Annotated in this window: 20 protein-coding genes, 2 tRNA genes and 1 pseudogene; 17 read left to right on the forward strand and 6 right to left on the reverse strand. The window is 72.4% G+C overall.

Annotated features, from left to right (window positions below; genetic code table 11):
- A pseudogene (locus tag F563_RS25075) lies at positions 1-132 on the forward strand (IS5/IS1182 family transposase); the annotation flags it as partial.
- A 228-nt stretch (positions 133-360) separates the two neighbouring features.
- Here the strand turns inward: F563_RS25075 and F563_RS0102925 are convergent.
- Positions 361-450 (reverse strand) — tRNA-Ser (locus F563_RS0102925).
- 171 nt (positions 451-621) lie between these two features.
- On the opposite strand from F563_RS0102925, the gene F563_RS0102930 reads away from it, so the two are divergent.
- From F563_RS0102930 to F563_RS0102950, 5 genes are all read left to right on the forward strand, one after another.
- A complete protein-coding gene (locus F563_RS0102930; RefSeq protein ID WP_019013148.1) occupies positions 622-882 on the forward strand; it encodes a twin-arginine translocase TatA/TatE family subunit in 261 nt (86 codons plus the stop codon).
- Between the two features lie 143 nt (positions 883-1,025).
- A complete protein-coding gene (locus F563_RS0102935) occupies positions 1,026-3,005 on the forward strand; it encodes a TRAP transporter permease (RefSeq protein ID WP_019013149.1) in 1,980 nt (659 codons plus the stop codon).
- 29 nt (positions 3,006-3,034) lie between these two features.
- A complete protein-coding gene (locus F563_RS0102940; protein WP_019013150.1) occupies positions 3,035-3,271 on the forward strand; it encodes a hypothetical protein in 237 nt (78 codons plus the stop codon).
- A gap of 177 nt (positions 3,272-3,448) precedes the next feature.
- The gene (locus F563_RS0102945; protein ID WP_019013151.1) at positions 3,449-5,263 is read left to right on the forward strand and encodes a transglycosylase domain-containing protein; all 1,815 of its coding nucleotides are present in this window, start codon (positions 3,449-3,451) and stop codon (positions 5,261-5,263) included.
- 233 nt (positions 5,264-5,496) lie between these two features.
- Entirely contained in the window at positions 5,497-5,772 is a 276-nt protein-coding gene (locus F563_RS0102950) for a DUF2312 domain-containing protein (protein ID WP_019013152.1), read from the forward strand.
- Here the strand turns inward: F563_RS0102950 and F563_RS0102955 are convergent.
- The 4 genes from F563_RS0102955 to F563_RS0102975 all read right to left on the reverse strand — a co-directional run bounded on the left by F563_RS0102955 (position 5,769) and on the right by F563_RS0102975 (position 12,595).
- Entirely contained in the window at positions 5,769-6,956 is a 1,188-nt protein-coding gene (locus F563_RS0102955) for a YeeE/YedE thiosulfate transporter family protein (RefSeq protein ID WP_019013153.1), read from the reverse strand. The two genes, F563_RS0102950 and F563_RS0102955, sit on opposite strands and share 4 nt — an antisense overlap.
- Before the next feature lie 95 nt (positions 6,957-7,051).
- Positions 7,052-9,439, reverse strand: a complete 2,388-nt coding sequence (locus F563_RS0102960; protein ID WP_019013154.1) for a DNA translocase FtsK — start codon at positions 9,437-9,439, stop codon at positions 7,052-7,054.
- Positions 9,440-9,937: 498 nt separating this feature from the next.
- A complete protein-coding gene (gene lpdA / locus F563_RS0102970; protein WP_019013156.1) occupies positions 9,938-11,332 on the reverse strand; it encodes a dihydrolipoyl dehydrogenase in 1,395 nt (464 codons plus the stop codon).
- Between the two features lie 165 nt (positions 11,333-11,497).
- Positions 11,498-12,595: a GlxA family transcriptional regulator gene (locus F563_RS0102975; RefSeq protein WP_019013157.1), complete on the reverse strand. Its 1,098-nt coding sequence runs from the start codon at positions 12,593-12,595 to the stop codon at positions 11,498-11,500.
- 64 nt (positions 12,596-12,659) lie between these two features.
- Here F563_RS0102975 and F563_RS0102980 point away from each other — a divergent pair, with 64 nt between their 5' ends.
- The 7 genes from F563_RS0102980 (at position 12,660) to F563_RS0103010 (ending at position 20,228) form a co-directional block, all read left to right on the forward strand.
- Complete coding sequence (locus tag F563_RS0102980; RefSeq protein WP_019013158.1) at positions 12,660-13,910, forward strand: sarcosine oxidase subunit beta family protein; 1,251 nt, start codon at positions 12,660-12,662, stop codon at positions 13,908-13,910.
- A complete protein-coding gene (locus F563_RS0102985; RefSeq protein ID WP_019013159.1) occupies positions 13,910-14,176 on the forward strand; it encodes a sarcosine oxidase subunit delta in 267 nt (88 codons plus the stop codon). Before F563_RS0102980 ends, F563_RS0102985 begins: the two co-directional genes overlap by 1 nt.
- Complete coding sequence (locus tag F563_RS0102990) at positions 14,173-17,160, forward strand: sarcosine oxidase subunit alpha family protein (RefSeq protein WP_019013160.1); 2,988 nt, start codon at positions 14,173-14,175, stop codon at positions 17,158-17,160. Before F563_RS0102985 ends, F563_RS0102990 begins: the two co-directional genes overlap by 4 nt.
- Positions 17,153-17,743 carry a sarcosine oxidase subunit gamma gene (locus tag F563_RS0102995; RefSeq protein WP_019013161.1) on the forward strand — a complete coding sequence of 197 codons (591 nt, stop codon included), beginning with the start codon at positions 17,153-17,155 and terminating at the stop codon, positions 17,741-17,743. The genes F563_RS0102990 and F563_RS0102995 overlap by 8 nt, the downstream gene beginning before the upstream one ends.
- 70 nt (positions 17,744-17,813) lie before the next feature.
- Entirely contained in the window at positions 17,814-18,662 is an 849-nt protein-coding gene (locus tag F563_RS0103000; protein ID WP_019013162.1) for a transporter substrate-binding domain-containing protein, read from the forward strand.
- Between the two features lie 40 nt (positions 18,663-18,702).
- On the forward strand, positions 18,703-19,452 hold the full coding sequence (locus F563_RS0103005; RefSeq protein WP_019013163.1) for an amino acid ABC transporter permease: 750 nt from the start codon (positions 18,703-18,705) through the stop codon (positions 19,450-19,452).
- Complete coding sequence (locus F563_RS0103010; protein WP_019013164.1) at positions 19,449-20,228, forward strand: amino acid ABC transporter permease; 780 nt, start codon at positions 19,449-19,451, stop codon at positions 20,226-20,228. Before F563_RS0103005 ends, F563_RS0103010 begins: the two co-directional genes overlap by 4 nt.
- Before the next feature lie 8 nt (positions 20,229-20,236).
- On the opposite strand, the gene F563_RS0103015 is transcribed toward F563_RS0103010, so the two are convergent.
- Positions 20,237-20,308 (reverse strand) — tRNA-OTHER (locus tag F563_RS0103015).
- A 246-nt stretch (positions 20,309-20,554) separates the two neighbouring features.
- Between F563_RS0103015 and F563_RS0103020 the strand changes: the two genes are divergently transcribed.
- The 4 genes from F563_RS0103020 (at position 20,555) to F563_RS0103040 (ending at position 23,247) form a co-directional block, all read left to right on the forward strand.
- The gene (locus tag F563_RS0103020) at positions 20,555-21,823 is read left to right on the forward strand and encodes a tyrosine-type recombinase/integrase (RefSeq protein WP_019013165.1); all 1,269 of its coding nucleotides are present in this window, start codon (positions 20,555-20,557) and stop codon (positions 21,821-21,823) included.
- Between the two features lie 34 nt (positions 21,824-21,857).
- Positions 21,858-22,181: a type II toxin-antitoxin system RelE/ParE family toxin gene (locus F563_RS21355; RefSeq protein WP_019013166.1), complete on the forward strand. Its 324-nt coding sequence runs from the start codon at positions 21,858-21,860 to the stop codon at positions 22,179-22,181.
- Positions 22,126-22,491, forward strand: coding sequence for a helix-turn-helix domain-containing protein (locus F563_RS0103030; RefSeq protein WP_245557093.1), 366 nt, complete (start codon positions 22,126-22,128; stop codon positions 22,489-22,491). Before F563_RS21355 ends, F563_RS0103030 begins: the two co-directional genes overlap by 56 nt.
- Positions 22,492-22,575: 84 nt before the next feature.
- Positions 22,576-23,247: a hypothetical protein gene (locus F563_RS0103040; protein WP_019013168.1), complete on the forward strand. Its 672-nt coding sequence runs from the start codon at positions 22,576-22,578 to the stop codon at positions 23,245-23,247.
- The last annotated feature ends 45 nt before the right edge of the window (positions 23,248-23,292 follow it).

A 23,292-nucleotide genomic window follows, 5' to 3' on the forward strand; every position in this document is an offset into this window, starting at 1 on the left:
TGGGGCAAGGAGATCGGCGGCATGCGCCGCACCCTGCTGCGCGGGCTGGAGCGCGTCCAATGGAGCTTCACGCTGCGGGTCGCGGCCTACAACTTGATCCGGCTACCGAAGCTGCTGGCGACGCCCCCCTAATCGCTGCCAAAATCCACCCAGGCGCGCCATCTTTCCGGCAGATCGCCGCCGGAAACCCAGCGCATCCGCTCGCCAAACCCTACCCAACCGCCGCACAGCCCAGAAAAACCAAACCCATAGCGGTGAATTTCCGCAGCCTGCTAACCGGAGAACGGCTCGACCACGACCTCACCCGCGTCCAGTGGAGGCGCCCATCGCCGCGGAGGAGAACGGACCGAGACGGGACGCTGGCGGAGGGAGTGGGATTCGAACCCACGACACGGTTTCCCGTGTACCCGCTTTCCAGGCGAGCGCCTTAGACCACTCGGCCATCCCTCCGCGCTCGCGGCACGTTTACAGCCCCTCCCGCCCGCGACAAGAGGTCTGGCCGCGCGTCCCCGCTCCGGCCCCTTCGCGAACCCCTTCCCTTGGGCTAGTGTCCGCCCCAGATAGGAACCGGGCCGGGCTGTCCCGGTTTGCGCGCTTCAACACGGGACGGACGCACACGCGATGGGTACCTTCAGCATCTGGCACTGGCTTGTCGTGCTGCTCGTCATCCTGCTGCTGTTCGGCAGCGGGAAGATCAGCGGCCTGATGGGCGATCTGGCCAAGGGCATCAAGTCCTTCCGTCAGAACATCAAGGACGACAAGGACGAGACCCAGGCCGCCGAGGCCGATCAGAAGCCCGCCGGCACCCTGCTCGGGCCGGAAGGCGCGCGCGAGACGGCGCGGACCGGCGAGCACGCCTCGTCCTCGGGCTCGCGGGGCTGACCGGAGCCTCGGCGTAAACGGCGCGTTGCCCTCCCCCGCGCCGTCCCCGTAGTCTGTGCGCCGCGCGCCCGCTGGAAAGCGGGGCGAGCGTGGTTGTGGCCGGCGCAGACCGGCCGCGGGGAAGCGGAGCCTTTGGGGGGCGGATGGACAGGACCACACCGGCGGCCGAGGCCGAGGCGGCGCAACGCATCCTCGACATGGAGGTGCCGTCCAGCAAGCGGACGCTTCGGCCTACACTGGCCAGCGCCTTCCGCTGGCTCGGCATCGCCTTCGTCGCCTTCCACATGGTCGTCCTGTTGGTCTATCCGATCGACCCCACGATCGCCCGGCCCGTCCATGTCTATGTCGGCGCGATCCTCGGCCTCGGCCTGTTCGCCGCCTCGCCGAAGAGCCGGCTCGACACGGTCGCCTGGTATGACTGGCTGCTGATCGCCTGCTGCGTGGGCATCGTCGCGCATTTCGCCCTCGATGCCGACGGCATCGAGATGCGCGCGTTCATGGGGCCGAACGAGCGCGACACGGTCGTCGGCGTCACTGCGCTCGTGATCCTGCTCGAGTTCTCCCGCCGCACCGCCGGCCTCGCGATGCCGATCATCGCGCTCGTCTTCATCGCCTACATCTTTGTGGGCCCCTGGCTGCCCGGCGCGCTCTACCACACGGGCGTGCCGTGGCGCGAGGCGGTGAACTTCCTCGCCGGCACCGAGGGGATCTTCGGCATCACCACCTCGGTGTCCTCGACCTTCATCATCATGTTCGTCACCTTCGCCGCCTTCCTCCAGACCTCGAGGGCCGGCGAGTTCTTCAACGACCTCGCGATGGGCCTCGTCGGCTGGGCGCGTGGTGGCCCGGCCAAGGTGGCGGTCGTATCGTCCTCGATGTTCGGCGCGGTCTCGGGTTCGTCGGTCGCGAACGTGGTCGCCTCGGGCACTTTCACCATCCCGATGATGAAGCGCGCCGGATATGATCCGGATACGGCCGGCGCGGTCGAGGCGACCGCGTCGACGGGCGGCCAGCTCGCGCCGCCGGTCATGGGCGCGGGCGCCTTCATCATGGCCGAGGTGCTGGGCGTGCCGTACCAGGAGATCCTGATCGCCGGGATCATTCCGGCAGTGCTCTACTACATCGCCTGCTACGCGCATGCCGATCTGCATGCGCTCAAGGCGGGGCTGCACGGCCTGCCGCGCTCGGAACTGCCGAACCTGCCGCGGCTGATGTTGAGGGCATATCTGTTCTCGCCGCTCCTGATCCTGATCGTCGTGCTGCTGTCGGGCTATTCTCCCTTCCGTGCCGCGGGCCTCGGTATCGCCGCCACGATCGTGATCATGTTCGCGACCTTTCTCGCGCACCGGCTGTTCATTGCGCGCAAGAATCTACTGACCGCCCTGATCGGAAGCCTCTGGCAGCTCTGGCTCGCGATCTGCGAGGCGCTGGCAGGCGGGTCGCGCGAAGCGCTGCAGCTCGTCGCGGTCTGCGCCACCGCCGGCATCGTCGCCGGTGTGATCGGGCTGACCGGGATCGGCGGCCGGTTCGCCACCATCCTGCTGGAGCTCGGTGGCTCGGTGCCGCTGCTGGCGATGACCTTCGCCGCGATCGTCGCGCTGATTCTCGGCATGGGCGTGCCGACCACCGCGGCCTATGCGATCGCCGCGGCAGTGGTCGCGCCCGGATTGATCCGCATGGGCGTCGAACCGCTCGTGGCGCACATGTTCATCTTCTACTACGCGGTGCTGTCGGCGATCACGCCGCCCGTGGCACTCGCCTCCTTCGCCGCGGCAGGGCTTGCGCGCGGCAGCCTCTGGGGCACCAGCCTGAAGGCGCTGAAGTTCGGCATGGCCACCTTCATGGTGCCCTACATGTTCTACATGAACCCGGTGCTGCTCGCGCAGGGGCCGCTGTTCGGCGTGTTCCAGGCTGTCGCGACGGCCGGAATCGGCGTCGTGCTGCTCGCCTGCGCGACCGAGGGCTACATGGGCGGCCGGCTCGGGCTGCCCCTGCGCGTCGCTTGCGGCGCGGCAGCGATCATGTGCATCGTTCCGGAAGGCCTGACCGACCTGCTCGGCATCGGCATTGGCATCGTTCTTTTCGCATGGCAAAAGTTCGGACGCCGGCATGTGCCGGCGTAACCCCCTCGCGCGGGGGCGATGAACTTGCTATGCAACGTTTCATCCTCGAAGTGCTGGAGAAGAGCAGCATGGTGCTGCTGGTCCTGGTGCTTCTGGTCGGACTCATCGCCGGCTACACCACGGGTGGTGTGATCGGCGCGATCGTCGGGCTGATCGCCGCTACCGTCATCGGGGTCATGACGTTCGGCGTGCTGTTCGTGCTGCTCGAGATGAACGAGAGCCTGCGGGCGATCCGCCAGCAGGTGGAGGGCGGGCGCAAGCTTTGATCCGACGGCCGGTCAGGCGTCGCGCCTGACCGGCCGACGAGCGCATGACCGAGCCAGCGCCACCCGGCCGGATCGGCGGCCGCGCTGGTTCCGGTCGGCGCCAGCGCAGGAACCGGACGGAACGTGCGGGCGTCGATCGGGTCCGCACGGACCATCGTGGCGTGCTAAGCGACAACCATGGCGCGAACCGCCCGAGTCGCCCCGAAGCGGAAGCCGGCCACGGCACGCACCCCCGCGGCGCGCCGGCCGCCGCGCCGACGCTTCCGGCTGGTCCGCTGGGTGGTGCTCGCGACGCTCTGGGGCACGCTCGCGCTCGGTGGCGTGCTCGCCTGGCTCGCCTGGGACCTGCCGCACCCCGCCGCCGCGCTTGAAGCCACACGCCGCCCGGGCGTGACCCTGCTCGACACCGAGGGCGGCGTGCTCGCCCGCTCCGGCGACCTCTACGGCGAGACCGTGCAGGTGCGCGACCTGCCGGCGCATGTCGCCGACGCCGTGATCGCGATCGAGGATCGCCGCTTCCGATGGCATTTCGGCGTCGATCCGATCGGACTTGCCCGTGCCGCCTTCGTCAACGTCTCACAGGGCCAGGTCGTGCAGGGCGGCTCGACCATCACGCAGCAGGTCGCCAAGAACCTGTTCCTCACCCCCGACCGGTCGTTCCGCCGCAAGGGCCAGGAGCTGCTGCTCGCGCTCTGGCTGGAGCGTGCCTTCGACAAGGACGAGATCCTCGCGGTCTGGCTGAACCGGGTCTATCTCGGCGCCGGCGCCTGGGGGGTGGACGCGGCGTCCCGGCTCTATTTCGGCGTGCCGGCGCGGCGGCTTTCGGTGTGGCAGGCCGCGGTGATCGCCGGGCTGCCGCGCGCGCCGTCGCGACTCAACCCGCGCGCCGATCCCGCGGCCGCGATCGCGCGGGGCCGCGTCGTGCTGGCCGCCATGGTCGAGGCCGGGCTGCTCTCCGCCGAGGCCGCCCGCCGCGCCGAGGCCGAGGCCGCGCGCGGCTTCGCCCCCGCCCCGCCGCGCGGCGCCGGCTGGTTCGCGGTCTGGGCGCAGGATCGGCTGGGCGCGCTGCCGACCGACCACAGTGGCGACCTGCTGCTGCGCACCACCCTCGATCCGCGGCTGCAATCGCGTGCGGAGGACCGGCTCGCGGCGCTGCTCGCGGGCGAGGGCGCGCGGCTCGGCGTCGGCGAAGGCGCCGTGGTGGCGCTGGATGCCGAAACCGGCGCGGTGCGGGCGATGGTGGGTGGCCGCGAGCCGCGCGCGGGCGGGTTCAACCGCGCGACCGGCGCGCGCCGCCAGCCGGGCAGCGCCTTCAAGCCGTTCGTGTGGCTGGCCGCGCTGGAGGCGGGAATGACGCCGGCCACCATGCTGGAGGATCGGCCGGTCACGATCGGCGGCTGGCGACCCGAGAACATCGACGGCCGGTTCCGCGGCCCCGTTTCGCTCGCCGATGCGCTCGCCCAGTCGATCAACACCATCGCCGCCCAGATCGTCGCCGAGGTCGGGGCTGCCCGCGTGGCTGCGGCGGCGCGCCGCGTCGGCATCGTCTCGGACCAGCCGCGCGATGCGACGATCGCGCTCGGCACCGGCGAGGTGGGCTTGCTCGAGCTTGCCGCCGCCTACGCCCCCTTCGTCAATGGCGGCCGAGCCGTCGTGCCGCACGGCGTGCTGCGCGCCGAGGCCGGCGGTCGGATCGTGTGGCGTCGCGAGACGAGCACGGTGCGGGCGATCCCCGAGGAGCGCGCGGCGCAGATCGCAGCCATGCTGCGCAATGCGGTCGAGCGCGGCACCGGCCGGGCCGCCGCCATCCCCGGCCGCGCGGTCGCGGGCAAGACCGGCACCACCCAGGGCTTCCGCGATGCCTGGTTCATCGGCGCGGTGGATGGACTGGTCATCGGCGTCTGGCTCGGCAACGACGATGCGAGCCCGATGCGTGGCGTCACCGGCGGCACCCTGCCCGCGCGGCTGTTCCGCGAGATTGCCGGACGCTGAGTCGGCGTTTCGTCGAAGGTGCGCCTGCACGCTGCGGGCGAACGGCAGGCCCCGGGAAACCGCTGCCGAATCATACGGTGCGCCAACGGTTTGGCACGTCAACGAAACGCGTCTGGCCATCGCGGTGCCGGACCGGACGCGGGAGTCCTTCCGAGCACCAGGCGGCCGGCGGTGCCGCTTGATCGCGACCGCCGCCCCGGCTATCCGACGCGGCCCGCTGAAGGAGCACCCCCATGGCCAAGGCCGCCGAGAAGCCGAAGACCGACGATCAGACCTACGGCATCGCCGCCGACCGGCTGCGCTCGCTCGTCGAGCGGATCGAGCGGCTGGAGGAGGAGCGGCGCGCGCTCGCCGGCGACATCAAGGACATCTACGCCGAGGCCAAGTCGGCGGGGTTCGACGTCAAGGTGCTGCGCCAGATCATCCGGCTGCGCCGCCAGGACCAGGCGGAGGTGGAGGAGCAGGAGAGCCTGCTCGACCTCTACAAGCGCGCGCTCGGCATGGGTTAGGCCCGGCTCGGGCGCCGCCCGAGCGCCACCACCAGCCAGTTGCCGGGCAGCGCCGCGGCGATCCAGACCCAGCCGTGCAGGCTGCCCGAGGCGATGCCCGAGACATAGGCGCTGATGTTGCAGCCGCCGGCGACGATCCCGCCCCAGCCGATCATCAGCCCGCCAAGCACCGCGCCGGACGCGCGGCCGGGGGTGAGCCCACCGCGCCGGGCGAAGCGCCCGGCCAGCGACGCGGCCAGCATCGCCCCTGCCATCAGCGCGAGCAGCATCACCGTGGTGCGGTCGGCGAGCAGCGGGTTGAACAGCCACTCCGCCCGTGTGGGCTCCTGCCACCAGCTCCAGAACGCCGGATCGTCCCAGCCCAGCGCCTCGACGGCGAGGCTGCCCCAGAGCGGCAGGGCGGCGATGATCCCCCAGGGCCGGCCGGCGAGCAGCAGGGTTGCGAGGTTGAGCAGCGCGAGCCCGACGGCGCCCCAGAGCAGCGGCCACGGCCCGCGCACGATCCCGCCCAGCGCGCCGCCGATCGGCTGCACCGCGCCGTGGCGGCGCCGTTCGATCGCCGCGGCAAGGAGCCAGGCCGCGGCCAGCACGGCGAGGGTCAGCGCGAGCGCAGGCGCGGTGCCGAGGCTCGCCGGCAGGGAGACGGCCGGCAGGCCCGGCCAGTCGCCCCAGAGATCGACCGTCAGCGCCGCCCCGGTCGCGCCCACGACCGCGAAGGCCAGCGTCAGCAGGGCGCCCGGACTCCCCGCACCCGCCGCGTAGCAGGTGCCGGAGACGCAGCCCGCCGCCACCTGCATACCGATGCCGAACACGAAGGCGCCGAGCACGGTCGCGAGGCCGAAGGGGAAGACGAAGCCGCGCACCTCGATGCCGAGGCTCGGCGCCGCGGCGAGCGTCGGCAGGAACAGGGCCGCGCCGAGGCCGAGCAGCACGAGCTGCGCGCGCAGGCCGGCCGTGCGCGCCTCGGCGAACAGGCGGCGGAACGCGCCGGCGAACCCGAACGTCGCGTGATGCAGCACGAAGCCGAGGCCCGCGCCGACCAGCCAGAGCCAGCCATGCTGGGCGCCCTGCGTGCTGCCGATCCAGGCCGCGCCGCCGAACACCAGCACGAGCCCGACCGCCAGCGCCGGCGAGATCGGCAGGGCGCGTGTCTCCGACACCGCAGTGCCGACGTGATCCCGCATGCTGTCCCGGTCCTCCGCGCGGTGGAAGACCCTCTATATGGGGATCGCGGGCAGCATCAATGCGGCCGCCGGCGCATCGCGGCCACCCGCCCGCCTCAATCCTCGTCCGGCCGGCGCACCAGGATCTCGCGCTTGCCGACATGGTTCGGCGGCCCGACCACGCCCTCCTTCTCCATCTGCTCGATCAGCCGGGCCGCGCGGTTGTAGCCGATCTGCAGGTGGCGCTGGATGAAGCTGGTGGACGCCTTGCCCTCGCGCGCCACCAGATCGACCGCGCGATCGTAGAGCGAGGCCTCGTCGCTCTCCTCGCCGGCGAGCGGCCCGCCCATCCCGGGCAGGGCCGCGGTCTCGCCCGCAGCGGCATCCGCCTCGGTCACCTCGTCGAGATACTCGGGCTCGCCGAGCTCGCGCAGATGCGCGACCACCGCCTCGACCTCGCCGTCGGAGACGAACGGCCCGTGCACGCGGGTGATCCGCCCGCCGCCGGCCATGTAGAGCATGTCGCCCTGGCCGAGCAGCTGCTCGGCCCCCTGCTCGCCGAGGATGGTGCGGCTGTCCACCTTGCCGACCACGCGGAACGAGATGCGCGTCGGGAAGTTCGCCTTGATCACGCCGGTGATCACGTCGACCGAGGGCCGCTGCGTCGCCATCAGGATGTGGATGCCCGCCGCGCGGGCCATCTGCGCGAGCCGCTGCACGGCGGCCTCGATCTCCTTGCCGGCGACGATCATCAGATCGGCCATCTCGTCGACCACGACGACGATGAACGGCAGCGGGTCGAGGCTGAGCGGCTGGTCCTCCCACACCGGGCGGCCGGTCTCGGGATCGAAGCCGGTCTGCACGCGCCGTGTCGGCGTCTCGCCGCGCCCGCGCGCCTCGGTCACGCGCGCGTTGTAGCCGGCGATGTTGCGCACGCCGAGCTGGCTCATCAGCCGGTAGCGCCGCTCCATCTCGCGCACCGCCCACTTGAGCGCGCCGATCGCCTTGGCGGGCTCGGTCACCACGGGGGCCAACAGATGCGGGATGCGGTCATAGACCGACAGCTCCAGCATCTTCGGGTCGATCATGATGAAGCGGCACTCCTCGGGCGGGTGCCGCATCAGGATCGACAGGATCATGGTGTTGATCGCGACCGACTTGCCCGCGCCCGTGGTGCCGGCGATCAGCAGATGCGGCATGCCGGCGAGATCGACGATCACCGGCGCGCCGCCGATGTCCTTGCCGAGCGCGAGATCGAGCCGGCCCTTGGCCTTCGCCCACTCCTCCGAGCCGAGCAGTTCGGAGAGATAGACCGTCTCGCGCCGCGTGTTCGGCAGTTCGATGCCGATCGCGTTGCGCCCGGGCACCACCGCGACGCGCACGCTGATCGCGCTCATCGAGCGGGCGATGTCGTCGGCGAGCCCGATCACGCGCGAGGACTTGGTGCCGGGCGCGGGTTCGAGCTCGTAGAGCGTCACCACCGGCCCCGGGCGGATCGCGACGATGCGGCCCTGCACGCCGAAATCCGACAGCACACCCTCCAGCATGCGCGCGTTCGCCTCCAGGCTCTCGGGCGAGGGGCGGCCGGGGCGCGTGGCGGGCGGCTCGGCGAGAAGCGTCAGCGGCGGCGGCACCCAGCCGGCGCCGGCGAGCGGCAGCGTGCCCTGGGCGGCGGCGCGCCTGGGCTCAGCCGGCGGATCGACGCGCGGCCGCGGGCCGCGCGGCGGCGGCGCGGGGTGTGGCACAGGGGCCGGCTCGTCGATCACGGGATCCGGGCCGAGCCGTGGCTCGCGACGGAGAGCCGGCTCCTCGCGCGGTGCGGGACGCCGGAACGCCGCGATCACGCCCTGCGCCCACGAGCGAGCGGCCGTGGCCGCGCCGCGGGCACGTCGGAACAGCCCACCCGTGCCCCGCGCCGCCGCGACCCCGGCGCGACGCCACTCCAGCGGGCTGAGCCCGATCGCGACGAAGGACAGCGCGACCGCGAGGCCGAGCGTGAACAGCGCCGCGAACACGGCGCCGAGCGGCCCGAGCACGGCATGGCCGAGACCGAGCGTCCAGTCCCGCACGAGCGGTCCGGCCACACCGCCGGGCCCCGCCGGCAGCGTCCCCCAGCCGCGGAGCGGCAGCAGCGCGAGCGAGGCTGCCACCAGCGGCAGGGCGGCGAGAAGGCAGGCGAAGCGCACCAGCGGTGCCCCCACCGCGCCGCGCGCGACCAGGGCGAAGGCCCAGCCGAGCGGCACCGCCACCAGCAGCCAGGCCGCGAGCCCGAGGCCCTGGAGGGCCGCGTCCGAGACCACCGCCCCGGTCCGTCCGGCGAGGTTGACCACCGGCTCTCCGGTCGCGGTGTTCAGCGAGGCGTCGGCGGGGTCGTGGCTGGCGAGAGCCACGGCCAGGGTCAGCCCCACCAGCGCGGCGATGAGCCCGAGCAGGTCGGCGAGACGCCGCCGCAGCAGGCGCGCGAGATCGGCCGAGATCAGGCGGGGGGCGGCGTCTGTGCTCATGTTCCAGACGAACTCTACACGAAAAGTGCCTGGAATCGAACAGGGAACCGTGACGTCGGGGGGGGGTCGCAAGCTGAGCGCGCGGCCTCAGACGTATCCCGCGCCGGCACAGGTCCGGCAGATGATCTGCCCGCCGGCACAGGTGCATGGGACGCGGTCGGTCACGTATTCGACGTTGCCCTGCCAGTCGACCCGCAAGAAGCGGCTGGTGTGATAGCCGTCGCTCGCGCAGGCGGTCGAGCAGGATCGGCACGGCATCGAGAATCGCGCGGTAGAACGCCACCGCCTCGTCGATTTCGGCGGCCGTCGCGGGATTGCCGAGACCGTTGCGGAAAGCGGTGGCCAGCGCCAGCGCCCCTCGGTCCTGGGCGCGGTGCCCGGCAATGATCGCGCGGATCCGTGCGGTCCGGGACATTCCCGACGCACTCCGCGGCGGACATCACGCGCCCGGACGGCGATCGGCACGCGGAAACCGCTCCGCCGCCGCTTGCCCTGGCGCTACAGGTGCAGCGGCTTGCCGTGCGCCGCGAGCGCGGCCTCCTTCACCGCCTCGTTCAGGCTGGGATGGGCGTGGCTCGTGCGGGCGACATCCTCCGACGAGGCGCCGAACTCGATCGCCAGCGCCAGTTCGGCGATCAGCGTGCCGGCATCGGGGCCGAGAATGTGCGCGCCGAGCAGCCGGTCGGTCGCCGCATCAGCGAGGATCTTCACGAACCCGTCCGTCTCGCCCATCGCGCGCGCCCGGCCATTCGCGCTGAACGGGAACCTGCCGGCCTTGTAGGCAACCCCGCGCGATTTCAGCTCCTCCTCGGTCGCGCCGACCGAGGCGACCTCGGGCCACGTGTACACCACCCCCGGGATCGCCTCGTAGTTCACGTGCGGGTGTTGGCCGGCGAGGGTCTCGGCGAGCGCCACGCCTTCGTCCTCCGCCTTGTGGGCGAGCATCGGGCCGGCGATCACGTCGCCGATCGCCCAGATGCCGGGCACGGAGGTGGCGAACCCGTTGGTCGTCTTCACCCGGCCGCGCTCGTCGAGCTGCACACCGACCTCGGCGAGGCCGAGCCCCTCGGTGTAGGCACGCCGTCCGATCGCGACCAGGACCACATCGGCGACGATCTCCTCGGCCTTGCCGCCCTTCGCCGACTCGACGGTCAGCGTCACGCCCTCATCGCCCTTGCGCGCGCCGGTCACTTTCGTGCCGAGGCGGAAGACGAGGCCCTGCTTGGCGAGGATGCGCTGGAACTGCTTCGCGACCTCGCCATCCATGGTCGGCACGATGCGGTCGAGGAACTCCACCACCGTCACCTTCGCGCCGAGCCGGCGCCACACCGAGCCGAGTTCGAGACCGATATAGCCGCCGCCGATCACCACCAGGTGGCCGGGCACACGATCGAGCGCGAGGCCGCCGGTGGAGGTGACGACCGTCCGCTCGTCGATCTCCACCCCCGGCAGCGGCACCGACTCCGAGCCGGTGGCGATGACGATGTGCTTCGCCGCGTAGGTCTCGCCCGCGACCTCGACCCGGCCCGGCGCGGCGATCCGGCCCTTCCCCTTCAGCCAGGTCACCTTGTTCTTGCGGAACAGGAACGCGACCCCGTCCACGTTCGCCTTCACCACCTCACCCTTGCGCGCCTGCATCCGCGCGAGGTCGAGCGACACGCCGTCCACCCTCACACCGTGATCGGCGAGGGCATGGCCCGCTTCGGCGAATTTCTCGGAGGACTGCAGCAGCGCCTTGGAGGGGATGCAGCCCACGTTCAGGCAGGTGCCGCCGAGGGTCTCGCGCATCTCGACGCATGCCACGCTCAGCCCGAGCTGGGCAGCGCGAATGGCGCAGACATAGCCGCCGGGACCGGCACCGATCACGATGACATCGAAGGACTTCTCGGCCATGCCCTAGGGCTCCTGTCGGGTGGGGCGCGCAGACTATCCGCGGTCGGAAGGCGACGGAACTGGCAGAGGGCAGCCCGGCCGTGCCGCCTCGTCACGGCTGCCCTTCGCCTGCGACACCGCCCGCGCCGTGCCGACCGGCCCCGGCAACCGGAAGGCGGGGACGGTTCAAGCGACCGTGGCGCCACGGGGGACGCGCCGCGTGGAGCGCCGTGCCGCCGCAGGCCCGCCCCCCCGGGCGCGCTCACGCTCGGCACGGGGCGGATGCCCGAACTGCGCGCGGTAGGCGCGCGCGAAATGGGCCGCGGAGACGAAGCCCGTGGCCATCGCGACCTGCAGCACCGGCATGGTCGTCTCCTGGAGCAGCGCACGCGCCCGATCGAGTCGCAGCGCGCGGTACTGGGCGCGGATCGTCCGGCCAAGCTGCGCCGCGAACAGGCGTTCGAGCTGGCGCACCGAGACGCGGGCGGCGCGTGCCAGCGCCTCGCGCGCGAGCGGCTCCTCGATGCTCGCTTCCATCCGTTCGAGAGCGCGCAGCACGGCCGGGCTGCTGATGTCATAGCGATGCTGGAGCGCGCTCCGCTGCTGTGCGCCGGGCAACCGGAGCTGGGTATGCAGGAACCACTCGCCCACCGCGGCCGCCAGCGCGCGCCCGTGCCGCGCGGCGATCAGCGCGAGCATCAGGTCGAGCGTCGCGGTGCCGCCGGAGGCGGTGACCCGGTCGCGATCGATCTCGAACAGGCTGGAGGTGACGTCGAGATCGGGGAACGCCTCGACCAGGGCGGGCCGGTACTCCCAGTGGATCGTGCAGCGCCGGTCGCGCAGCAGGCCGGCGCGCGCCAGCACCAGCGGGCCGCCCGACAATCCGCCGATGCGGATACCCCGACGCGCCTGGCGGCGCAGCCAGGCCAGCGCGGCCCGATCGTCGAACGCGGTCGGGTTGCCGCCGGCGCAGACGAACAGGTCGTCCACCGCGAGCGGCCGGTCGAGCCCCTGATCCGGGATCACCGCCACGCCGTTCGACGCCGGCACCGGTCCGCCATCGGGCGAGACGTGCATCCACCGATAGAGCGTCCGGCCGGCCAGCACGTTGGCCGCGCGATAGGGCTCGACGGCGCAGGCATAGGTCAGCAGCGCGAAACCCGGGATCAGCAGCACACCGATGCGCCGCGGCGTCTGCTCCGCGGCGCGGTAGGGGATCGCTGCCCGGCCTTCGGGCCGAGACGGCAGGTCGCGCATGGTCAATCCGATGTCGCTTGCGGGCATGTCGCGGCGCGCGACCCTGCCAGAGTTCCTGCACGGCTGACCAGCCCCACGGACCGATTCCGGCATGCGCTACTCCGCCCTCGCCCTCATCCGCGGCGCCCTCACGGGCCAGCGGCACTGGACACCCGCCTGGCGTGATCCCGAACCGAAGCCCGCGTACGACACGCTGATCGTCGGCGGCGGCGGCCACGGGCTCGCGACCGCCTACTACCTCGCCAAGGAGCACGGCATCACGAACGTCGCCGTGCTGGAGAAGAGCCATATCGGCTCCGGCAATGTCGGGCGGAACACGACGATCATCCGCTCGAACTACCTGCTGCCGGCGAACACGCATTTCTACGAGAAGTCGCTCCAGCTCTGGGAAGGGCTGGAGCAGGACATCAACTTCAACGCCATGGTCAGCCAGCGCGGCGTGCTGAACCTGTATCATTCCGATGCCCAGCGCGATGCCTATGCGCGGCGCGGCAACGCGATGCGGCTCGCCGGCGTGGATGCCGAGCTGCTCGACGCGGCCGCCGTGCGCGCGATGGTGCCGGGGCTCGACATGGAGAACGCACGCTTCCCGGTGAAAGGCGGCCTGTTGCAGCGGCGCGGCGGCACGGTGCGGCACGATGCGGTCGCCTGGGGCTATGCGCGCGCGGCCGACCGGCGCGGCGTCGACATCCTCCAGAACTGCGAGGTGACGGGGATCGACGTCGTGCAGGGCCGTGTGGTCGGCGTGCAGACCACGCGCGGGCCCATCCGCGCGCGCCGCATCGGCCTGGCGGCCGCCGGCAACTCCTCGCGCGTGGCGGCCATGGCGGGGCTGCGCCTGCCGATCGAGAGCCATGTGCTCCAGGCCTTCGTCAGCGAGGGGATCAAGCCGGCGCTCGACACCGTCGTCACCTTCGGCGCCGGACACTTCTACATCAGCCAGTCCGACAAGGGCGGGCTCGTGTTCGGCGGCGACATCGACGGCTACAACAGCTACGCCCAACGCGGAAACCTGCCCGTGGTCGAGGAGGTGATGGAGTGCGCCGTCGCGCTGTTCCCGGCCTTCTCGCGGCTGCGGTATCTGCGCCAATGGGGCGGCATCATGGACATGTCGATGGACGGCTCGCCGATCATCGGCACCACGCCGATCGAGGGTCTCTTCCTGAACTGCGGCTGGTGCTATGGCGGGTTCAAGGCCACGCCCGCCTCGGGCTGGTGCTTCGCGCACACCATCGCCACCGGCGCCCCGCATCCGCTGAATGCGGCCTTCACGCTCGATCGTTTCCGCACCGGCGCGGTGCTCGACGAGAAGGGGGCGGGCGCGACCCCGAACCTGCACTGATGCGCATCCCCTGCCCCTGCTGCGGTGCCCGCGGCAACGAGGAGTTCACCTATCTCGGCCCGGCCGGGCTCACGCGCCCGGCGCCGGACGCGTCGGAGGACGCGTGGCATGCCTACATGCACGAACGGGAGAACCCGGCCGGGATGCATCGCGAGCTGTGGTGGCACGGCCAGGGCTGCCGCGCCTGGATCGTGGTGACGCGCGATGTGCGCACGCACCGGATCGAACACGCCGCGCTCGCGCGCGACCCGGAGGCGGCGCGATGACCACTGTGCACGGCACAGCGCAGCCCTTTCGCCTCGCCGCCGGCGGACTGATCGACCGGACGCAACTCCTCTCCTTCACCTTCGACGGACGGCGACTCACGGGGCATGCCGGCGACACGCTCGCCGCCGCGCTGCTTGCGAACGGCATCCACCTCGTCGGACGGTCGTTCAAGCTGCACCGCCCGCGCGGCGTGGTCTCGGCCGGACCGGAGGAGCCGAACGCCCTGGTCGAACTGCGCACCGGCGCGCGGCGCGAGCCGAACACGCGCGCGACCACGGCCGCGCTGTTCGACGGGCTCGCGGCGGCAAGCCAGAACCGCTGGCCCTCGCTTCGCTTCGATGCGATGGCGGTGAACGGGCTGTTCGCGCCGCTCTTCGCCGCCGGGTTCTACTACAAGACCTTCATGTGGCCGGCCGCGTTCTGGGAACGCGTCTACGAGAAGCTGATCCGCCGCGCCGCCGGGCTCGGCCGGGCCGCCGAGGCACCCGATCCGGACCACTACGAGAAGGCGCATCTGCACTGCGACGTGCTGATTATCGGCGCCGGCCCCGCCGGGCTGATGGCCGCACGCGCAGCTGCACGGGCCGGTGCACGCACCGTGCTGATCGAGGAGGACGAGCGGCTCGGCGGCCGCGCGCTCGCCGAGGCGATGGAGATCGACGGCATGCCGGCCGCGCGCTGGGTGGAGGCCGTGGAGGCGGAACTCGCCGCAGCCCCGCGCTGCCGCATCCTGCGCCGCACCGCCGCCTACGGGCTGTTCGACCACGGCACGGTCGGCGCGGTGGAGCGTGTGGCCGACCACCTGCCCGAGCCGCCCGCGCATCTGCCGCGCCAGCGGGCCTGGCGCATCGTCGCGCGGCGCATCGTCGTCGCAGCCGGCGCCATCGAGCGGCCGATCGTGTTCGCCGGCAACGACCGCCCGGGCGTGATGCTCGCGGGCGCGGTGCGCGCCTACGTGCACCGCTACGCCGTGCGGCCGGGCCGGCGCGCCGTCGTGTTCACCGCCGGCGATGACGGCTGGCGCACGGTCTCGGCACTGGCCGCTGCCGACGTGGACGTGGTCGCGGTGGTCGATCCGCGCCCCGACATCCCGCCCGCCCTGCGCGCCGAGGCCGCGCGCGCCCAGGCGCAGGTGATCACCGGCACGGTGGTCGGCACGGTCGGGCGCCATCGCCTCGCCGCGGTCGATTGGCGCGATGCGCGCGGTGAGGTGACGCGCATGCAGGCCGATCTGCTCGCGGTCTCCGGGGGCTGGAACCCCTCGATCCATCTCGCCTGCCATCTCGGCGCGCGGCCGCGCTGGGACGAGGCGGCGCGCGGCTTCCTGCTCGACACGCCCCCCGCCGGGGTGACGCTCGCCGGTGCGGCCGCCGGGCGCGGCACGCTCGCCGCCGCGCTCGCCGACGGGCTGGCCGCCGGCGTGGCGGCCGCGCGCGACTGCGGCTTCTCGCCCGTCCCCGCGGATCCGCCACGCGCCGAGGACGAGCCGCGCGACGGCATCGCGCTGTTCCACGTGCCCGGGCACGGCAAGGCCTTCGTCGATCTGCAGAACGACGTCACGGCCGACGACATCGCGCTCGCGCATCGCGAGGGCTACCGCTCGGTCGAGCATCTGAAACGCTACACCACGCTCGGCATGGCGACCGACCAGGGCAAGACCGCGAGCGTGCCCGGCATCGCCATCATGGCGGAGCTGACCGGGCGCGGCATCGAGGGCACAGGCACGACCACCTTCCGCCCGCCCTGGACGCCGGTCGCGATCGGCGCGCTGGCGGGGCCCCATCGCGGCCGCGACTTCCGCCCGACGCGCCGCACGCCCACCCATGCCTGGGCCGCGGCGCATGGCGCGAGTTTCGTCGAGGTCGGGCCGTGGCTGCGCGCGCAGTGGTACACGCGCCGAGGCGAGACGCGCTGGCAGGAGACGGTCGCGCGCGAGGTGCGGGCCGTGCGCGAGGCGGTCGGCGTGTGCGACGTCTCCACGCTCGGCAAGATCGAGGTGGTCGGGCCGGACGCGGCGACGTTCCTCGACTTCGTCTATGCGAACACGATCTCGACGCTGCGCGCCGGGCGCATCCGCTACGGGCTGATGCTGCGCGAGGACGGGTTCGTGCTGGATGACGGCACCGTCGCGCGGCTCGCCGAGGACCGGTTCTTCATCACGACGACGACAGCCAATGCCGGCCGCGTGATGCAGCATCTCGAACATGCGCACCAGGTGCTGCGGCCGGAGCTCGACCTCGCGATGCTGTCGGTGACGGATGCCTGGGCGCAGCTCTCGATCGCCGGGCCGCGATCGCGCGAGCTGCTCGCGGCGTTGCTCGATCCGGGCACGGACATCGCGGACGGCGCCTTGCCGCACATGGCGGCGACCAGCGGGAGTGTCGGCGGCGTGCCCGTGCGCCTCTACCGCCTCTCCTTCTCGGGCGAGCGCGCCTACGAGATCGGCATCCCGCCCGACTACGGCACCGCACTGATGGAGCGGATCATGCAGGTGGGCGAGAGGTTCGGCGTCACGCCCTACGGCACCGAGGCGCTCGGCGTGCTGCGCATCGAGAAGGGCCACCCGGCGGGCGGCGAGCTGAACGGCCACACCACGGCCGGCGATCTCGGCCTCGCGCGTCTCGTCTCCACCCGCAAGGAGTGCATCGGCGGGCACATGGCCAAGCGCCCGGCACTCGCCGACCCGGACCGGCCCGCGCTGGTCGGGCTGAAGCCGCGCGATGGGCGGAGCGACATCCGCGCGGGATCGCACCTGCTCTCGCCAGGCGCGGCCGAGACCAGCGACAATGGCGAGGGCTATGTCACCTCGGCCTGCGTCTCGCCCACGCTCGGCCACCCGATCGCGCTCGCCCTGCTGCGTCGCGGCCCCGCGCGCATCGGCGAGACCGTGCGCGTCTATGACGCGCTGCGCGGCGGCGACACGCTCGCCGAGGTCTGCGCGCCCGTGTTCGTCGATCCCGAGGGAGGGCGCACCCGTGGCTGAGCTCGCGCGCATCACCGCGCTCGATGGCGTGATCCGGCCGGGCCGGTCCGGCCGACCGGACGGCGCACCCGGCGTGCGGCTCTCCTCCCTGGACAGCGAGGGTCTCGTCGCGCTCGCGCCGCGCCGGGGACGGCGCGCCGATCTCGACGCGCGGCTGCGCGCCTCCCTCGGTCTCGGCTTGCCGGAGACGGGGCGCGCCGTCGTCGGCGCGGACGGCGCGGCCGTGCTGTGGGGCGGGCTCGGCCAGTCTCTCGTGCTGCTGCCGGCGGACGGGTTGCGCGCCGCGTCGCGACTGGATGCCGCGATCGGCGATGCCGGCGCGGTCGCGCCACTCGCCGGCGCGCGCACGCTCATCACGGTCGGCGGGACCGACGCGATCGAGGCGCTCTCGCGGCTGCTGCCGATCGATCTCGACGCGCAGGCGTTCCCGCCCGGCAGCGTCGCGCACACGCTCGCGGGACACATCGGCGTGCTGGTGTGGCGCCGCGAGGAGGATGTCGTGCTGGGCTGCTACCGCTCCTTTGGCGCCGAGCTCTGGCATGCCTGCGTCACGGCGGGCCGCACCTTCGGCGCCGTCGCATGATGGGGACTCGCCGGAGGCACCGCACCTCTGGCACGCTTCGCCACGCACCGCAGAACGGGGGAGACAGACGATGACATCGCGAACCACACGACGCTGGGCGATCGCCGGCGCGCTCGCCGCGTGCCTCGGCCTGGCGGCACCGCTGCCGGCCGCGGCGCAGCAGGCGGGCGATACGCTGAGCCGCATCATGCGCGAGGGCGTGCTGAAGGTGGGCGTGCGCGCCGACTATCGCCCCTGGGGATTCCGCAACCCCGCCGGCGAATTCGTCGGCATGGAAATCGAGATGGCGAAGGATGTCGCCGCCACGCTCGGCGTGCGGCCCGAGTTCGTCCCCGTGGTGGCGGCGAACCGGATGCAGTTCCTCGCCCAGGGGCAGATCGACCTGATGATCGCGACCATGTCCGACACGGCCGAGCGGCGGCGCGTGGTCGGCATCGTGCATCCGAACTACTACTCGTCGGGATTCAACGTGCTGCTGCCGAAGCAGGTGACGACGACCGACTGGAATGCGCTGCGCGGCCGCCAGCTCTGCGCGATCCAGGGCGCCTGGTACAACCGCCCCGCGACGGAACGCTACGGCGTGGAGATCCTGGCCTTCACCGGCATCGCCGAGGTCGAGACCGCGCTGCGCCAGCGCCGCTGCGTCGGCTGGCTGTATGACGACAACCTGATCGCGGTGATGCTCGCCTCGGGCCAGTGGAGCGACTTCCACATGCCGCTGCCGAGCCAGAGCGACACGCCCTGGGGCCTCGCGGTGCGGCTGGATGATCTCGACAAGCCCTGGGGCCGCTTCATGTCAGGGATGGTCGCGCACTGGCACCGCTCGGGGAAGCTGCTGGCCTGGGAGAAGGAGGCGGGCATCGCCGAGAGCGCCTTCCTGCGCCGGATGCACGAGGCGCTGAAGGACCACATCCAGTAGCGCAAGGGTGGCGGGGGTGTGACGCCCCCGCCCTCGCATCTTGGACCTGATCGAAAGCCTATTCCGGGGACTGAACGAGTCCGCCGGGATCAACCTCACCATCCTCTACGACCCGTTCGACCGCGCGCGGTTCTGGGCGGGCTTCCTGATGACCGTCTATCTCGCCGCGACCTCGGTGGTGGCGAGCGTCATGCTGGGCGTGCTGGGGGCGGCGGCGCAGAAATCGCCTGTGGCGCCGCTGCGCTGGCTGACGGACGGATATGTGGCGTTCTTCCGGAACACCCCGCCGCTCGTGCAGATGTACTTCTTCTTCTTCGGCCTCGGCTCGATCACGCCGACCGTGCCGGACGATCTCGGCTTTCCCACGCCGCTGATCGGCAACGTCGCGTGGGCGATCGTGGCACTTGCACTGTTCGCCGGTGCCTTCAATGTCGAGATCTTCCGCAGCGGCATCGAGGCCGTGCCCCAGGGCACCGCCGAGGCCGCGACCGCGCTCGGGCTCTCGCGCCTGCAATCCTACCGCCTAGTGGTGCTGCCGCTCGCCTTCCGCATCTGCCTGCCCGCGCTGAACAACAACCTCGTCAACCTGGTGAAGACGACCACGCTCGCCTACGCGATCGGCGTGCCGGAGATGCTCTACGTGTCGAACCAGATCTGGTCCGACGCCCTCAACGTGCCGGAGATGATGACGACGCTGCTGATCCTCTATATCGGCCTCGTCACGCTGCTGGTCTGGGCGATGCACCGCTGGGAGCGGGCCATGCGCCTGCCGGGATTCGGCGAGCGATGACGCGCGCGCCCGACGGCAAGGCGGCCGGCTTCGCGCTGCTGCTGGTGGTCGCCGGCTCGGCATGGGCGCAGGCCGCCGCGCCGGCCGCGGACGGCGCTCTCACCGCGCTGATCCGCTGGGCGCCGCTGATCGGCCAGGGTTTCGTGCTCAATGTGCTGATCAGCGTGATCGCGATGGCGGTCGGCACGCTGCTCGGGCTGTTCCTCGGGCTCGGCCAGGTCGCGCCGTCGCGCTGGGTCGCGCGCCCGGCGGTGGCCGCGACGCAGTTCTTCCGCAACGCGCCGTGGCTCGTGCTGCTGTTCTACTGCATCTTCATCCTGCCGTTCCGGATCACGCTGTTCGGCACCACGGTGGATGTTCCGAACTGGCTGCGCGCGACCGCCGGACTGACGCTGCCGGTGATGGCGAACGTGTCGGAGATCGTGCGCGGGGCCGTGCAGTCGGTTCCGTCCGGCCAGTGGGAGGGCGCGGCGAGCCTCGCGCTGTCGCGCCGGAAGACGCTGTGGCTGGTGATCCTGCCGCAATGCCTCAAGCGCATGCTGCCGCCCTGGATGAACCTCTACGCGATCCTGCTGATGTCCACCCCGCTCGCGAGCATTGTCGGCGTCGAGGAGGCGCTGACGATGACGCGCAATGCGCTCGGCGCCGAGCGGCGGAGCGAGCTCTTGATCCCGTTCTACGGCGCGCTGCTGGTGGCGTTCTTCTGCGCCTGCTGGCCGATCGCGCTGGCGACCCGGCGGCTGGAAGCCTACGCGGCGCGGGAGAGGACGGGGTGAGGAAGGGGTGGTAGCGGCGGGCGGACTTGAACCGCCGACCCCGGCATTATGAGTGCCGGGACCAGCCCTGAACGCCGGCCCCGTCGCAACGCCCTGATCGCGCTAACCCATTGATAAATCGTCGCACAACGTTGCGGTAAGTCGCTAGACGTCGCGGGGCACCGCGCGCTATTCTGGCCCCCAGTTGGCCCCCGAGCGACTGCGGCATTCAGCGGGGGCCATCAGGAGGGCCAGTCCGGCCACGGAATGATGGATTGCAAGCCGAGCGACGCACCCCCTCGCGGATCACGACACTTTGCGGGGGCCACGACTCCGGAGGCGCAACGATGCAACGCGACCTGACCGACGCCTTCCTGCGCAGCCTCCGCCCGCCCGCCTCGGGGCGCATCGAAGCGTGGGACACCCGCGTGCGCGGACTGCACCTGCGCATGACCGCAACCGGCGCGGCATCATGGGCCGTGCGCGCCAACGGCGCCGATGGCCGCCGCCACCGCGTCACGCTCGGCCCCTATCCAGCCCTGCCGCTCGCCAAGGCACGGCAGAAGGCGCTTGAGACCCTCGCCGCGCTGGCGCAAGGCCAGAACCCGGTGGCGGAGCGACGTCAGGCGCGCGAACGTCGCCGCGCCGAAGCCGTCGCGCCTACGGTCGCGGCACGCTGGCAGGAATGGGCGGACATCGCCTCGCGCACGGCGCTGCGCGGGCGCGGCTGGTCGGACGCGCACCGCGAGCGGGTTGACCGCACGCTCCGCCTGATCGTCGGCCCGGCGCTCGGCAAGCGCGCCCTGCGCGACATCACGCGGGCCGATTGGACCGGGTTAATCGCCACGGCGCATCGCGAGCGCGGCCCCGCTGCGGCCGGCAACACCGCGCGCGTGATCGGCGCCTTCCTCTCCTTCGCCGAGACGTCCGGGTGGATCGACGCCTCGCCCCTGCCCCGACGTGCCGCAACACGGCTCGCCCCGCCCGTCGCCGCGCGCGCGCGCAGCCTGAGCGATGACGAGCTGCGCCGCGTCTGGCGCGCCGCCGACGCGCTCGGGCCGAAGCCGCGCGCATTCGTGCGGCTGCTAATCGTGACCGCATGTCGCCGCAGCGAAGTCGCGGGGCTGCGCCTCGGCGAAGTGGACCGCGAGGCCGGGCTTTGGACCATCCCCGCCGCGCGCGCGAAGAACCGCGCGGCGCATGCGGTGCCGCTCGGGCCGCTCGCCTTGGCCGCGCTGGCCGAGGTGTGGCCGCAGGACGCGGCGGAGCTTGCCCCCGATCATGCGCTGCTTGGGCATGTGCGCGGCTCGGCGCTGAGCGGCTTCTCCAAGATCAAGGCGCGGCTCGATCGCGCGAGCGGGGTCACGGATTGGACGTGGCACGACCTCCGCCGCACGGCGCGCACCGGCATGAGCCGGCTCGGCGTGTCGCGCGAGGCCGCCGAGGCTGCATTGGCGCACATCTCGGGGCGGGGCGGATTGGTCGGGGTCTACGACCGGCACGACTACGCGCGCGAGGCGGCGGAGGCGCTGCGCACCTGGCAGGCATTCGTCGCGGGGCTGGTCGGGCAGGGCGCCGAGGTGGTCGCGCTCGCCGAGCGGCGGGCGAAGGCTTGAACCGCCCTGCGACATTGCCTTAGATTGCAGGACGATGCGCGTCATTGCCTCGCGTCGCTACCAGCGCGCCGTTGACCGGCTGCTCTCGGCGGCGGAGCGCATGGCGGCGGAGCTGGCGATCGCCGCCCGCCCCGAGGCGTGGCCCGTGATCCCGGGCACCGGCGGGGCACGCAAGGCGCGCATCCCCCGCGCCGGGCGCGGCAAGAGCGGCGGGGCGCGGGTGATCTACTTCTTCGCCGCCGGCGCCGAAACGGTGGTGCTGCTCGACGCCTACGCGAAGAGCGCGAAGGAGAACCTGACCGATGCCGACCGCAAGGAAGTCCGCGCTGCGATCCGCGCCATCCGCAATGCCCTCTGAGCGCAGCACGCGCGGGCGGGCGCTGGTCGCCGCCGCGCGCGAGGTGGCCGCCTATCTGCGCGGCGAGCCGGGAACCGGGGTGCGGGAATACCGCGTGCACGTCCCCGAGACGGTGGACGTTGCCGCGATCCGCGCCGCGCTCGGCTTGTCGCAACCGGCCTTTGCCCGCCACTTCGGGTTGGACGTGACGGCAGTGCAGGCATGGGAACAGGGGCGCCGCCACCCTGACCGCGCGGCGCGCGTGCTCCTTGCCGTGATCGCCCGCGAGCCAGAAGCGGTGGCGCGCGCTCTTGAAGCCGAAGCGGCATGAAACACGACCGGCACCCGTCGGAGGCGGCGCAGCGACTCGCCGAGGTGCTCGCCAAGGTGCCCGAGCGGCCGGCCGCCTGACGAGATGGCCGACGGGCGCGCGCCCTCGCCCGCCGACCTGACTGACCGCGAGCGCGCTTTTCTCGCCGACCGCGAACTCGCGCCCGTGCTGCGCCGGCTCGCCGCGCATGCCGAGGCGCTGGCGCGCGCGGGCTGGTCGCATGCCGACGCCGAGGCGACGTTGCTCGGCCGTATCGTTCTGCCCCTGACATTCGGGCACGCCGACGGCGCGCTGAACCGGCGCGTGCGCGCCGGCATCGACGCCGCCCGCCGCGCCGAGGGCGCACGGCTCGCGCGACGGCTCGCCGAGATGCTCGACGCGATCGCCGCCGAGCCGTTGCCCCCCGATGAGGTTCTGAGCGTCGCCAGCATCGTTCCGTTTCCGGATCGGCTGCCGTCCTATGTCTTGACCGATCGGCCGGCCGAGGCGCTGCGCCGCCTCGCCGCCGGGCTCGAACGGCCGCCCGACCTCGGCGCGTCTCCCGGGCTGGCGTCACGGAAGCCATCGTGGCGCGACGCGCTGCGCGAGGCCGAGGACGCGCTCGCCGACCTGGGGCTGGTCCTGCGCGAAGCCGAGGCGGTTGCGCTCGCGCGCGCCCTCGCCCGCGCGGGCGGGGTGCACGCGCCGACGCGGGACGCGGTGCGGGCGGCCCGTCGGCAGGCTCGAACCGTTGCGCTCCGCGAAGGGTCATTCTGACCCTCGAACCCGACCAAAATAACCCGGTGCATCGAACCCCGCAGT

The sequence above is a fragment of the Elioraea tepidiphila DSM 17972 genome (assembly GCF_000378465.1).
Lineage (GTDB): Bacteria > Pseudomonadota > Alphaproteobacteria > Acetobacterales > Acetobacteraceae > Elioraea > Elioraea tepidiphila.

What these genes read in the sequence shown, in the direction of transcription:
- F563_RS0102930 (WP_019013148.1), top strand. Translation starts at nt 622, where the DNA reads ATGGGTACCTTCAGCATCTGGCACTGGCTTGTCGTGCTGCTCGTCATC.
- F563_RS0102935 (WP_019013149.1), top strand. Translation starts at nt 1,026, where the DNA reads ATGGACAGGACCACACCGGCGGCCGAGGCCGAGGCGGCGCAACGCATC.
- F563_RS0102940 (WP_019013150.1), top strand. Translation starts at nt 3,035, where the DNA reads ATGCAACGTTTCATCCTCGAAGTGCTGGAGAAGAGCAGCATGGTGCTG.
- F563_RS0102945 (WP_019013151.1), top strand. Translation starts at nt 3,449, where the DNA reads ATGGCGCGAACCGCCCGAGTCGCCCCGAAGCGGAAGCCGGCCACGGCA.
- F563_RS0102950 (WP_019013152.1), top strand. Translation starts at nt 5,497, where the DNA reads ATGGCCAAGGCCGCCGAGAAGCCGAAGACCGACGATCAGACCTACGGC.
- F563_RS0102955 (WP_019013153.1), bottom strand. Translation starts at nt 6,956, where the DNA reads ATGCGGGATCACGTCGGCACTGCGGTGTCGGAGACACGCGCCCTGCCG.
- F563_RS0102960 (WP_019013154.1), bottom strand. Translation starts at nt 9,439, where the DNA reads ATGAGCACAGACGCCGCCCCCCGCCTGATCTCGGCCGATCTCGCGCGC.
- lpdA (WP_019013156.1), bottom strand. Translation starts at nt 11,332, where the DNA reads ATGGCCGAGAAGTCCTTCGATGTCATCGTGATCGGTGCCGGTCCCGGC.
- F563_RS0102975 (WP_019013157.1), bottom strand. Translation starts at nt 12,595, where the DNA reads ATGCCCGCAAGCGACATCGGATTGACCATGCGCGACCTGCCGTCTCGG.
- F563_RS0102980 (WP_019013158.1), top strand. Translation starts at nt 12,660, where the DNA reads ATGCGCTACTCCGCCCTCGCCCTCATCCGCGGCGCCCTCACGGGCCAG.
- F563_RS0102985 (WP_019013159.1), top strand. Translation starts at nt 13,910, where the DNA reads ATGCGCATCCCCTGCCCCTGCTGCGGTGCCCGCGGCAACGAGGAGTTC.
- F563_RS0102990 (WP_019013160.1), top strand. Translation starts at nt 14,173, where the DNA reads ATGACCACTGTGCACGGCACAGCGCAGCCCTTTCGCCTCGCCGCCGGC.
- F563_RS0103000 (WP_019013162.1), top strand. Translation starts at nt 17,814, where the DNA reads ATGACATCGCGAACCACACGACGCTGGGCGATCGCCGGCGCGCTCGCC.
- F563_RS0103010 (WP_019013164.1), top strand. Translation starts at nt 19,449, where the DNA reads ATGACGCGCGCGCCCGACGGCAAGGCGGCCGGCTTCGCGCTGCTGCTG.
- F563_RS0103020 (WP_019013165.1), top strand. Translation starts at nt 20,555, where the DNA reads ATGCAACGCGACCTGACCGACGCCTTCCTGCGCAGCCTCCGCCCGCCC.
- F563_RS21355 (WP_019013166.1), top strand. Translation starts at nt 21,858, where the DNA reads ATGCGCGTCATTGCCTCGCGTCGCTACCAGCGCGCCGTTGACCGGCTG.
- F563_RS0103030 (WP_245557093.1), top strand. Translation starts at nt 22,126, where the DNA reads ATGCCGACCGCAAGGAAGTCCGCGCTGCGATCCGCGCCATCCGCAATG.
- F563_RS0103040 (WP_019013168.1), top strand. Translation starts at nt 22,576, where the DNA reads ATGGCCGACGGGCGCGCGCCCTCGCCCGCCGACCTGACTGACCGCGAG.